The sequence below is a fragment of the Roseateles saccharophilus genome, assembly GCF_004342485.1.
Taxonomy (GTDB): Bacteria; Pseudomonadota; Gammaproteobacteria; order Burkholderiales; family Burkholderiaceae_C; genus Pelomonas; species Pelomonas saccharophila.
Window position 1 is genome coordinate 189,942 of sequence record NZ_SMBU01000001.1, and the last position, 12,796, is coordinate 202,737.

Annotated in this window: 5 protein-coding genes; 2 read left to right on the forward strand and 3 right to left on the reverse strand. The window is 64.9% G+C overall.

Going from position 1 to position 12,796, the window contains the following annotated elements:
* The first annotated feature begins 93 nt into the window (after positions 1 to 93).
* Positions 94 to 1,299: a Druantia anti-phage system protein DruA gene (locus EV671_RS00825; RefSeq protein ID WP_165917433.1), complete on the forward strand. Its 1,206-nt coding sequence runs from the start codon at positions 94 to 96 to the stop codon at positions 1,297 to 1,299.
* Here EV671_RS00825 and EV671_RS00830 read toward each other — a convergent pair.
* Positions 1,283 to 6,733, reverse strand: a complete 5,451-nt coding sequence (locus EV671_RS00830) for a DEAD/DEAH box helicase (protein ID WP_207911061.1) — start codon at positions 6,731 to 6,733, stop codon at positions 1,283 to 1,285. The two genes, EV671_RS00825 and EV671_RS00830, sit on opposite strands and share 17 nt — an antisense overlap.
* A 158-nt stretch (positions 6,734 to 6,891) precedes the next feature.
* On the opposite strand from EV671_RS00830, the gene EV671_RS00835 reads away from it, so the two are divergent.
* Complete coding sequence (locus EV671_RS00835) at positions 6,892 to 8,337, forward strand: IS1182 family transposase (RefSeq protein WP_132569115.1); 1,446 nt, start codon at positions 6,892 to 6,894, stop codon at positions 8,335 to 8,337.
* A gap of 213 nt (positions 8,338 to 8,550) precedes the next feature.
* Here EV671_RS00835 and EV671_RS00840 read toward each other — a convergent pair whose 3' ends face one another.
* Both EV671_RS00840 and EV671_RS00845 read right to left on the reverse strand, forming a co-directional pair.
* Positions 8,551 to 9,624: a hypothetical protein gene (locus EV671_RS00840; protein WP_132569116.1), complete on the reverse strand. Its 1,074-nt coding sequence runs from the start codon at positions 9,622 to 9,624 to the stop codon at positions 8,551 to 8,553.
* Complete coding sequence (locus tag EV671_RS00845) at positions 9,612 to 12,482, reverse strand: hypothetical protein (RefSeq protein ID WP_132569117.1); 2,871 nt, start codon at positions 12,480 to 12,482, stop codon at positions 9,612 to 9,614. Before EV671_RS00845 ends, EV671_RS00840 begins: the two co-directional genes overlap by 13 nt.
* Positions 12,483 to 12,796 lie beyond the last annotated feature (314 nt).

Sequence of the window (12,796 nt, forward strand, 5' to 3'; positions counted from 1 at the left end):
GTGAGCCCCTTGGCACGAATGGGGCTCGAAGACGGTTTTCGCGGTGAATTTCCCCTTGCGGTGTTGGCCAACCAGTGGCCAAATAGAGGTGTGATGAACGCCCCCTCGAAGACCCCGATCAGGACAGCAAGGACTGCGTCTGCCGCCGCTGGCAAGGCGCTCGTCGTCCCCCATCCAGCGCACATTCAAGCCGCCGCCGAGTCCCTGCGTGAGCAAGTGCTGGCCGCCTGCGGCGCCATGGACTTGGCGGTCGCATCGGGCGACAAGGACTTTCTGCGCGCGATGCACATCGGGGCCAAGCAAATCACCCAACAGAGGGAGAAGGCCAACGCGCTGTTCAGGCGGCACCAGCGTCATTTCAAGGTGGGATCGCAGATCGATCCGGCCCGGATCGATCCGGTGCTCCAGCCTGCCGAGACGACGGGTCTGTGGTCGGAACTGTTCTTCGTCACACGCTGCATGTGGTCCATGCCCTACAACAAGGGTTATGGCCGCCGGCTGCGCTACGTTGTCTACGACCAGTACCACGAGTCCGTGATCGGCATCATCGGGCTGCAGTCGCCACCGGCGGATCTGGCAGTTCGCGACGCGCTGTTCAAGAGCCCTGCAGAGACCAAGCTCTCGCTGGTCAACGCCACGCTCGACGCCTACGCCGTCGGCGCGGTGCCGCCGTATTCCTTCCTGCTCGGTGGGAAGTTGTGCGCGGGCATGATCTCGACGGACACCATCCGGCGCGGCTATTGGCGGCAGTACGTCGGCAAGCAAACCGAGATGAGCAATGCGCAGATCTCACAGCCCTTGGTCGGTGTCACTACGACGAGCGCCTTCGGACGCAGCTCGCAGTACAACCGGCTCAAGTACAAGGACCGCCTGCTTGCGGAGCCTATCGGCTACACGCAGGGCTATGGAATGCTCCATCTCGAGCACCTCTACGAAGAGGCTTGCTCATTCCTCAAGCTGATCGGCAAGTACACCGACCCCGGCTACGGCAACGGGCCCAAGGTGCGTTGGCAGAACATGACGAAGACGCTGCTGGGCGTGGGCCTGCCCAGCAGCATGCTTCGCCATGGCGTCCTTCGTGAGGTGTTCCTCTACCGATTCGTCGAGGATTTCGACAAGGGCATGGCCGGTGGAGAGTTCGGTGCGCCCATCAACTTGAGCGAGCAGGACTTCGGCAGTTACTGGCGCGAGCGATGGGCGATGCCGCGGGCCGCGCGCTTCCCTGACTGGAGCCAGGGCGACGAGCACGCGACCATCCAGCGAGCGCTCAACGCCGAGTTCGCTACTCCCGCCCCGTGATTGCCCGAAGAGCCGCCTGAGTGGCCTTTGGAAGGCTCTTGCGGATCTCCAGTTCGCTCACCGAAGTCACCGAGGACCAAGGGCCAGGAAGAGCTGAGGCGGTGTCGTACTGCAGGTTCACGACGGGGTTGCGAACGATGAGGAGGTGCCTGGCACCCGAGCTGTCGTTCACCTCGACGCCTTCATGCGTGTCACCGTCGTCCAGAAATTTTCCGGTGGTGACGGTGACGCCCCAACCCTCACTGACCTGACGACGCAGATCCTGTGCGAGAAGGTCAGCTGCGACTTGCAGCCGCGCCCGATCGAAGCTGACGGTCGGGCGGTCGAGGACCGCTCTGAGAAGCGCAGCCCCTGCGTGACGGTCCAGCGCGCTGTGGTCCATTCGGTTGCGGAATGTCCGCAAGCAGCGATAGCAGGAAGAGTCGCAGCCGGAGTTGGGGCACTCCTCCATCAGCCGCAGCGCTTCAACGAAGAGCGACGTGCCGCGCTCGGCTGCCGCCTTCGCGAAGCCGGCACCACCTGGCAGCGTGTCGTACAGAAAGATTTCCGTCTCGAGACCGGCCACACCGTCTTGAGACAAGGCGCCCCTGAACTCGGCTTGGATTTCACCTGGATCGATCTGCAGCTCGTTGCACGCCGCCCTGGCGAGGGCCTCACTGACCGTGCGCAGCGCGATCTGCGTGATCGTCTCGCCCGCCTTCAGGCGATAGGGATCGTCGAGCCGGAACGAGAAGAGCGCAACGTCGGTCACGAAGTCCGTTCCCAGCACGATCCCGTCCGGCACGAAGCCGTGGGTGCACTTCGGCTGCTTGTCGTCGGGATAGGGCTTGAGGTGCGCCCTGAGCAGCTTGCCCGTGGCCTCGGCCGTCGCCTCGATCCGCCCGCAGGTATCGCAGTAGGTGTACCCCTTTCGCTTAGGCCCGGTGTTGGACACCAAGAGGTGGGGCCTGGCGGCAAAGAAGCGAATACGGTCGCTCACAGTCGTCCATTCGGTTTCGTCTGGGCTCTTGAGGGTCAAGCGCGCACGTGTCGCGTAGCTGGTCAGCGGCATGTCGTCTGGCGACGTGACGGGCGGCTCGTCGATTGGATGCGCGAAACCGGTGGGCCGCATCCAAAACGCGGCCGGACCCAGTGTCAGGCTTCCCTCACAAGCCGGACAGTTCAGCCGCGAGCCCTTCTTCACCTCGCCCTCCGCGTCGGTCGTGTACGCGTAGCCGCACTGGCCGCACTCCAGGTAGAGCTTCCGATTCACCCACTGCTGCTTGCGGTCCCGCTCGAAGGGCGAGTAGATGGCGCCAGACGTGTAGCACTTGCCTGAGATCCAGACCTGCTTGCCTGGGGCGTACTGACTCAGGGCGACGTTGAGCCCCTGGGACGGCACGAAATCGAACTTGGGCCTGAACTTGTTGGAGTCAGGCGCGAAAACATGGAAGGTCGCCACGTCGGTCGGGAAGGCGTAGCGAGGCAGCACACCCTTGTACAGGAGCGTGTCCAGCAGCGCCGGTGACGCGCTGGACAAGGGCGGCTTTTCTTCGTCGGCTTCGGCCTGCGCTTCCAGTTCGTCAAGCGGATCGTCATGCTGCTGCCTGGGCGCTTTAGGCCGCGGTTCATCGATCCGAGCGATGACCGCCTTCTCGATCTCGCGCGAGGTCTGACTCACCATCTCGGCGAGGAGCCAGTCCCTGTCACCGGGCGACAACTCGACGGGCATCCACGTCTGGACGCGAGCGCGCAGAGCTTCCTCGTTGGCTTGGAGCCACTGCTTGAAGTCGTCGAGGTTCAACGGCGATCCCGGCATGAGGAAATCAGCGACGTTGCCGAGGACCGAGAACAGGCTGCCGTCTTTGCTGCTGTCGACCGAGGGCAGCCTTTCACGGTGATAGGCCTGCAGCAGGAACGCGCGCACGTGGCGCATCGCAATGTCCCTGTTGTCCAACGTCAGCGTCGGATCGACCACCGGCCCAGAGATCATGTCCTTGGGCTTGGAGAAGAAGTGCTCGTCGTGTGTGTCGGAGCCACCGAAGGCAACAACGGTGGCGATCGAGTTGCCACGGCGGCCGGCACGGCCTGCGCGCTGTTGGTAGTTCGCACGTCCAGGCGGCATGTTGCGCAGCGCGACGGCCGACAGCTGGCCGATGTCGATACCAACCTCCATCGTGGTGGTGCTGGAGAGCACGTCGATGGCCACGCGCGGGCGGCGCTCGTCGTCGGGCGGCAGCTGCACATCCTGGAACAGCAGCTCGTTCACTTCCGACTTCGAGAACACCCCTTCATTGCCGGCCGCATTGAGCTGAGCGGTGTGCTCGGCGGCGATCAGCGCCATGGGCACTTCGGGATTGGGGCCCAGGGCAGCCTGGATTGATCGGCGGTAATAGCCCTTGCGCTTGGCAAAGACGATGTCGGTTTCGGGGTCCATCGGCTCGACGGCTTCGTGACCGCAGTCGAGGCAGAACTTGATGTTGCCGACCGGACGATGTACCGACTTGCAGTCCGCGCACCGCACCCACTTGCCGCCCAGCGCCAGGCTGACGTTGTTGCCGACCAGTCGGTACTCGGTCTGGGACATCGGCTCGCAGAAGGCCTTGAGCAAGGCCGGCAGCCACTGCTGCTTGAACTGCTTCTTTGCTTCGGTGGTCCGGAGCCAGCGCTCCAGCTTGCGGAACGTGCCGCTGCGCGATTCAACGCGCACCTTGCGGTCGGGATGGTGCTTGTACCAGCGGCCCTTCATGCCGTGCATCCAGCACCCAGCCGTCGTCCACTGTCGCAGCCATGCCCGCGCGAGCTGCACTTTCGTTTCCGGGTCCGTGGCGATCCCTGGAATGTCCGGCAACTTCTCAATCGTCGACCGCCTGTCCGCACGTTCGACCACCGACGCGATAGCGAGGGCCTCCAGCCCAAGCAGGCGGTCACGCATCGTCGACACGATGTCCGCAAGGAAGGCTTCCGGGGCGCCGTCCCCAGACCGAATTTCCATGCACAGCTCGATGAGGTCGGCATCGTTGTCGAGAACGCCCTGCTGGACCTTCTCGATCACCGTCGCGTACTCGGAGAAGCTCTCATGCTCCGAGAGCTCAGGGCGAAGTCGCACGCCCAGCTCAGCCGCAGCCAGCAACACCGCTGCGTAGATGTCATTCAACCGGAGCGTGTACCCCTTCAACTGCTCGAGGCGCTGCCAGCCGCGAACCATGAGCGGGCGCAGCGCATCCCGTGCCGCGTACATCTGCAAGTTCGGCGCCAGTCGAGCCGCGACCTGTCGGGAGTCCGAGAACGCCAGGACCTTGCGTCCACGCAGCGGCGCGAACGCCGTGGCGGGCTTGTTACCGGGTGGCTGCACCTGGAGCTGCTTCCCAAGGAGCACTTGGAAGGGCTGGTCGCCCTTGGTCTCATGATCCTGGACAGGAGAGTCCTGGTGGGTACTGCCCATCTCGCAGATCCCGCAGCGCCTGAACTTGCCGGCGATCTGTGGCTGATCCTCGCCGTCATCGTCCTCGTCCTTGGTGCCCGCTGGCAGTCGGGAGGGGGGCAGGTACACCGTCCGAGTGCGCCCTCCCGGTGTGTCGGAGTTCATCTGCAGCGTCCGCAGATCCAGGTTCCAGGGCTCGGCAAGCTCAGGGTTGCCCGGCTTCACCAACAGCATGTCGAGCGGGTTCAGCGGATCGATCTCACCGCCGGAGGTGCGCAGCGGCGTCCCGGGCTCGTTCCAGACGCTGTCCGGAGACTCGGGGTTTTCGCAGTAGCCCCGTGCGTAGGGTGAGCCACAGACGCGGCAGGTGTAGAACTCGAGCACCCGCGAGCCGCACCCGCAGATCTCCCTGGGCTGCGCGTAAAGCTTCCCTGTGGCGCTGCGCTCATCGGGCGACAGCTCGCTGCAATCGGGATCCAGGCAGGCCCACAAGCCGCGCAGCCCGCGGAAGAACGAATGCACCCGGCAGGGGAGCAGACTGGGATCGTCAGCCTTCTTTCGTGCGTTGGTCGCCAGCGCCGCGAGGTTCGTCACGGCCAGGTCAGCCAGCCGCTGCTCGACCCGAGGGAAGATGAAGGCGCCGAGCTCGCTGACCGGGCGCGCCTGCCCCATCGTGTGGTTGACCAGCAGTGACAACGGCGCGTAGGCCTCCAGTGCGGCGTGCAGGAGCACGCCGAGGTCTCCGGGCGGCTTCAAGCCCCGCGAGCGGAGGAACGGCGCGGCTGCGGCAGCTTTGATCGACTCGTCGGCGCTGTAGAAGCCCGCTTCCGTCATGTCGATGTCAGCAAGAAGTTGAGCTTCCGCTTCGCTTCCGGTGCCGGCGCCATCGCGATAGAGCCTGTCGCCGACGATGGTGTCGAACAGCTCGACCGGCACGCCAGCGAGCTTCGATGCGAAGGACGGTGCGTTCTCCTCGCTCTCGAAGCTGGCCGTCGCGCAGATGACCTGGAAACGATCAGGGGTGATGTCGAGGCGATCACGGAGTCGACGCAGCAGCAGGCCAACTTCGGTCCCTGACGCGCCGCGATAGAGGTGGGCCTCATCCAGGACGATGAGGAACTTCTCTTTGGGGTTGGCCTTCAGCCAGTCCCGCGTCTGGTCAAAGATGGGCCGCTCGACGGGTCGCATCAACATGTACTCGAGCATCGAGTAGTTCGTGACCAGGAGGTCAGGCGCGGCTTGCTGGACTTCATGGCGGGTGACCAGTTCGGTGTCGTCCGGCAGCGTCACGGCACGCACGAAGTTCTTGTCGGCGTCCTGCCAGTGCGCTGCCTTGCCTTTGCCCTTCCCGTAGTACCAGCGCTCCATGTCGGGTTTGCCTGGCCACTTGCCCCGGCTCTTGAGACTCTCGATGAGCGAGCTGGAATTCGCGCTCTTCTCGGGGTCATCGCCCCGTGCCTGTTCCAGGTGATTGACGTAGAAGGTAGAGAAAGCCTTCAGCTTGCGGCCGTCCTTGTCTTTGGTTCGAACACCTGCGTAAGGCGTGCGGCTTGTGTAGCGTGCGAACCGTGGCGGCCGTCCGCCCCACTTCTTGAATAGCGCGACGACGCGGGCATCGCCGAACATGGCCCTGAGACGCCCCAGCTGATCGTTCACCAGGGCGTTCATCGGATACAGGATCAGCGCCCGCATGGCACTTTGCGCGAAGACGGCCGGACGGTGCTTCGCCTCGGTGGCAAGCTTGGCCATGATCGGCATCACGAAGGACTCGGTCTTGCCGGAACCGGTGCCGGTCATGATGACCGCATTGCGCCCGTCGACGGCCACCGACTTCAGCGACTGAGCCTGGTGCGTATACGGCGGGTCGAACAGCAACTGCTTGCCGGTCGGGTCCGGTTTGCTCATCACTTGCAGCAGCTCCGCCGCGGCGGCATCAAGGCCGTCAATCTTGCCGAATGCCTTGCCGGGCTTGTACCTGGGCGTTGATTCCAGGTACGGCGCCTGGTGGATGACGCCTTCTTCCTCCAGCAAGGTGCGCCGCTGCAGCAGGAGCGGCGTGTCGGCGATGTGATACGTCGCCTCGATGTACTCGATCAGCGACTGCTTCAGGTCGAGACTGTGTGAAAACCCTCCTTGGATAGCCCGCGCCGCAGCCTAGATTGTGGGAACGCCACAGCACGGGTCTGCCCATGAAGCGATTCATCGAGGGAGAGGATCGACACCAGGTCACGCTGCTACCCGAGTCCCTCGACGACTTCGTCGGCGCAGACAACCCGGTCAGGGTGATTGATGCGTTCGTCGAGGAACTGGATCTGCCAGGACTTGGCTTTGATGGCGCAAACCCTGCCGCGACTGGTCGACCGTCCTATCACCCGGCCGTGCTGCTGAAGATCTACATCTACGGCTATCTCAACCGCATCCAGTCCAGCCGGCGCCTGGAACGCGAATGCCAGCGCAACCTTGAGCTGATGTGGCTGACCGGCCGCCTGGCGCCGGACTTCAAGACCATCGCCGACTTCCGGCACGACAACGGCAAGGGCATCCGCAACGTCTGTCGACGCTTCGTCATGCTGTGCCGCGACCTGGACCTCTTCTCGCAGGCCATCGTGGCCATCGACGGCAGCAAGTTCAAGGCGGTCAACAACCGCGACCGGAACTTCACTGCTGTGAAGATCGAACGATTCCAGGAGCACATCACCGAGAGCATCCAACGCTATCTGGACGGTCTTGAGACAGCGGACCGGACACAGACGGCTGGACTGCAGGCCAAGACAGAACGCGTGCAGGAGAAGATCAAGAAGCTTCGTCAGCGCATGCAGCAGCTCGACGCGCTCAAGGCGCAACTGGCGTCTGAGCGCGATGGGCAACTGTCAACGACTGATCCCGATGCACGCGCCATGGCGACCAGCCGACCGGGCTCGGCGGTCATTGGCTACAACGTCCAGACGGCCGTGGATGCAAAGAACCACTTGATCGTCGCGCACGAGGTGACCAACGACAGCAGTGATAGAGCGCAGCTGAGCAAGATGGCGGTGGTCTCGCGCGAGGCCATGGGCGTCACCGAGCTGCAAGCCATTGCAGACCGCGGTTACTACAACGGTGTGGAGCTCAAGGCCTGCGAAGACGAGGGGATCGCGGCGTACGTGCCCAAACCGCTGACTTCCAACGCCAAGGCCGAAGGACGCTTCGACAAGGCCGACTTCATCTACATCGCCCGCGACGACCAGTACCAATGCCCGGCGGGTCAGCGCGCCGTTCACCGCTTCACCACGGACGAGAGGGGTCAACAGATACGCCTGTACTGGTCGAGTGCATGTCCGCGTTGCCCGATGAAAGAGCAATGCACCACCAGTGCGTACCGCCGCATCAGGCGCTGGGAGCACGAGGCCGTCCTGGAATCTGTTCAGCAGCGATTGGATCAAGCGCCCGATGCCATGAGGGTCCGACGGCGCACCGTGGAACACGTCTTCGGAACGCTCAAGCATTGGATGGGCTCAACGCACTTCCTGACGCGACGGCTCGCGCATGTCGGCACGGAGATGAGCCTGCACGTCTTGGCCTACAACTTGAAGCGGGTGATGCACATCTTGGGCATCGGTCCGCTGATCCAAGCGATGAGGGTGATGGGCGCGTGAGCGCCCTCAGCGCGCCAAACCAGCTCTGCGAGCCCTACAAGGCGCCCAAACGCAAATGCTCGCCGTTCGGGACAATGCGATCACCTGCGGTTGCAGCGGGTTCAACCAGCGAGGCACACGCTCGTCAGCGTCTCGTTGACGCGTTCTCACACAGTCTCGGTCGTTGGCGGTTTCGTCGACGGTCTTGGACATCTTGCTATTCCTCGATCCTTGTCAGGCTACGAGCTCTCGCAGCCAGAGGCGTTCTTCCAGATAGCGCCGCTCGGACGCTTCCTCGTTGGCCGGCACCACGAACGCATTGGGGTTGTCTTCGCGAGCCATCGACCCGCCCAGAAAAAGAAGGCGGCGTCGGGCGAAAAGGGGCAGCGGAAAGTCCAGGCGCAGGATCGCCTCGGCACCCCGGCGTTCCACCGAATAGCCCGCGGGGCAGCCCTGGCTTGCATCAATGGCCAGCTGCGCACGCCAGGCCTGGTCACAGCCGCGGTCGGTGTCGAGGTGGAAGGGCAGAAGCAGCGATCGCTTGCAGCGTCCCGACACAAGCTCGGCGAAGTACCAGAGCGGCGCGCCATGGGGCTGTTCCACGCGCACGATGTGCAGGCCGGTGGCGGTGCTGTCCTCGGACCAGCGGCGTTGGTAGGGCGTACGCGCAGAGGTCTGGTGAGCGAGGGTCCGCATGCCGGGCAGATGCCCATTCGTTCCGTGCCGCTGTAGCCGGTCACGGAGAACGTCAAGGTGCTGGGCCGCTGTTTCCGTGCGTTCAAGACCCAGCCATTCGCGCTCATCCAGTTGTCGAAGGCCGAGAGCCTGCAGCGAGGCCGGCGAGAGGGCGCCAGGCTCGTCCAGGGCTAGGAAGCGAGCGGCCCCGTTGAGCTGAAGATGCTGCCGGTATTCGCCAGGCAAGCATGGCGCGTTGTCCGGGGCGATACCGAACAGGTAGGCACGGTGACCCCGCAGCACGAATCCGGGCGGCGCCGGGAACAACCACTGGGACCGGTCTTCATCCTGTGCCACCGTGACGCGTGCGAGCTCGACGACGTCGCCGCAGGTCTGCAAGTCTTCCAGCACGTCGCTGGCGGCCTTGCCGAGGGCATCGGCGTCCCAGCCCAGCCCGCTGAGCGCTCGGCGAGTGGCCGCCAACAGGGCGTGCGGCGGACAGGGATACATGCGGGCAAGCTGGCTGCGCATGACACTCGCCAGCAGCTCTGCCGACATCTCGCGGCCGGTCAGACCATGCTCGGCGACTAAGCCTTCCAGTGCCTGCTGGGGCGAAAGCGCTACGACCTGCATGCTTCCTCCACTTCGGCCGTCACGCGCCCGCGGTCGGCGTACAGCCGCAGCAGCCGCGCGCCGCGCATGGGTCGTCCGAGGGCGCCGTAGAACTTCTCGCAGGCGTTGGTGACATCTTCAGGGCGAAGGTCGTGGAAGCCGCCCGACAGCCGCCATGCGCACCTGGCCACGGCCGGGTCGTCGGCCATGCGCAACCGCATGGTGACGTTGACGAACCGCTCCTCGAGTGCTTCGCCCGACTTGTCGGAATTGGCCCAGACCCTGGAAAGCATGATTCCGTAGCTTGTCTGCCACTGGCAGGACGCCTCGAGGCGCTCCCAATCCTCTTCCGTCGGGTGCTCGCTGAGTGTCTGCTCCAGCTCGCGCCAGCGACGGCCTGCCACCATGCCGATGCCGTGATCCTGCAGGGCCTGCAGCACGTGCCGCTGGCGGTAGCGCGAGATCAGCCCGCACACCCGGGCGCTTGCCCACAGGCGGTAGGTCTCCAGCGTCTCCAGGAGCGTCCCCGGCAGGTCGGTGGGGTTGATCGCGACACGGAACAGGTCGAAGCCCTTGCCAACGCGCGGCGGGCTGACGACGACGCATGCCTCCACCGTCGCGTTGGTGGCCACGTACAGGCCATCGCCGGCCGCCACGTCGATGCCGTTTGTCGCTTGGCTGGTTGAGATGACCCGCCACTGCGCGGGCCGCTCAAATGAAGCGGTGCGGACCCGCACCACCGAGTTCTCGAGGTCATCGAGCAGCTGCAGCGTCGCTTTGGTCTTCTCCTGCAGGTACGTCCACCGCAAGGGCTGAACCACCTGCTGCAGGATGATTCGGCGCAGCCCGAGGTCTCCGCCGTCCACCACGATCTGGGCCGCCTCGAAGTTCAGGAGATCGAACTCCTCGCTGCCATGGTGCAGCGTCCTGCCAACCGCTTCTCGCAGGTCCTTACCGCCGATCGGCAGGTGCTGCTTGCAGATGGGGATCGCGCTGAGGACTTCGCCGGCGGCGTCTAGCAGATCCAGCCGCACGACCACTTCCCGGGTGGCATCGCCGTCCACCCTCAGCGACACGCGCCCCGAGATGAACTCGGAGAACGTCGGAGCCGCCGGCGCACAGGTCACGAGCATGGCCTGCAGCGGCTGCCGGCCCGGCGCGAAGCTGGAGGGCTGCCGCACCACGATGGCCAGCTTGGCGCTACCGATGCGCTTGGAACCCGCGCCGGCCCCTGGTGCGCCGGCGTGGGTGGAGATCACGACGTCATGCCGGCCCTCTCGCAGCCCCACGAGAGACACGATCTGCTCGGCCGCGGAACTGCAGGCAATCACGGTCGAGGGCTGCCCTTCGATGCCGACGCTGTAGTGAGTGAACTCGTGGTCACGATGCAGCCTGAAGGATGGCGTTTGCGTGGACAACCACTCGCCCAAGCTCTGGGGCGACCAGCCCACCGGCACGACACCGACCGGAGAGATCGAGACGCCGTAGACGGCAGACAGCCCGGCTTGCTGGAGTCGAGCCTGAAAGGCGGTGCCGACGGGATGCGGAATCTCGACGTAAGCCGCGCTGACGCCTTCGCACGCGATCCGGTGGGGATGCCACAGAGCGGGGAGCTTGCTGGCGTCACGCACGATCACCACATAGCGCTCGCCCGGGCGGACCGAAGTGCCGATCACATGAGCCGCGCGCCCATCGCTGCCGACACGGAATAGCCAGAGGCTCGCCGGCCGCAGCTGGCAGCTCATCTTCACGATTTCGTCGACGACCGGCAGTGCGCGATCGAACCTCACGACGCATGTCCGGTCTGCGGGCCAGCTGGTGATGGTCCGCTCGAGCCCGGCGGGGGAAAGCAACGCGGTGGCTGGGCCCATCTTGGACCCGTGGCAGGGCACGCCGACCCGGTTCGTTTCGAGGTGGTCGAGCAGCTCGTCGTTCCCCGTCGCCAGGTGCACGAAGGTCGGGATGGTGATGACCGGCGTCCATTCGTCGGCGGCCGTGCGGATCAAGGACAGCCGCGGCTCGAGTTCCGGCTCGCGCCGCGTCGCAGTTGCCGCCTCATCGCGGAGGCGGCCGAAGTCGGGCAGCCACGGGCTGGCCGGCATGCCAAGGTGTCCGCCCTGCGGCCTGACCGAGTGCTGCTGGTATACGCCGCGCGACTCCGTGAGCCAGGCCCGTGCGTGGCCCTCGCTCTTTAGATCCTTGACGATCCTGGCCAGGGCTGTGGGCTCCAGGCCGCTGGCCACGTCTTCGCCTCTGAGTAGCGTACGGACGATCCAGCCGGCCAGGCGCTTGTCCCGCAGGAACAAGACGAAGCGGTGCGTCGGGTAGTAGGCGAAATGCGCAACAAGCTGCCCCAGATACTCGTCCGGCTGTCGCAGCGCAATGTAGAGGTGGTGCCGCGCCCGGTAGACGGCCTGCATCAACTGCACTTGCAGGTCGCGCGGCAACAGCGCGTGCGCGATGGGCCAGCAGATGTACTTGTAGTGGTGGGCCCACCCGCCCGAAGGGCGGACGCCGCGATACCGCTTCGAGAACGCCTCGAAGTAGTCTCTGAGGGTTTCGCGATTCCCGTACGGCAGCCAGCCCGGTGTCGCCTGGGCGAAGGTGTTCCAGTACTCGAGGCCGGCGAAGTTATAGCCACGCTCTGCCGCGTGTACCACCCACGTCAGCTGGTGCTTGGGCGACATATAGCCCAGGTCGCGTAGGCTGGAGCCCAGACGATCGCCCAGCGAGGCGACCGTTTCGCCATCAAGCCCGTGTTCGATGGCGAACAGCGGAGAGGCGTCCGCGCCGCGGCCCTTGCTGTCGCTGAGGCGCTGGAAGTGGTCCTGTAGCGCTGCTTCGATGCTGGCGAGGCGTGTCGAGGACGATGGCGTCATTTGCACTCCGACCACGGTGTCAGCACGTAGGCGTGTCCTACGCAGCCAGTTTGGCTGTCCGAGCCGCTTGAATGCAGCATGGCACCTCGACGACCACCGGCGCCGGGTCACCTATACCGACTGCGCGCCGATAGGCCGGATCTTGCAGACCTACTTTGCGTGACTGCCAGCCGGCGAACGCCTCGGGCTCCGCGACGGCCGCTGCCGAGATGGGCGCAGCATCCAATGACATCTCCCTCTACCTTTATTGTCATCCCTCTAAGGGGCTTTGCCTCATGATGGCCCGCCTCCTGCTTGCCAGGTAGGGGAGCTTC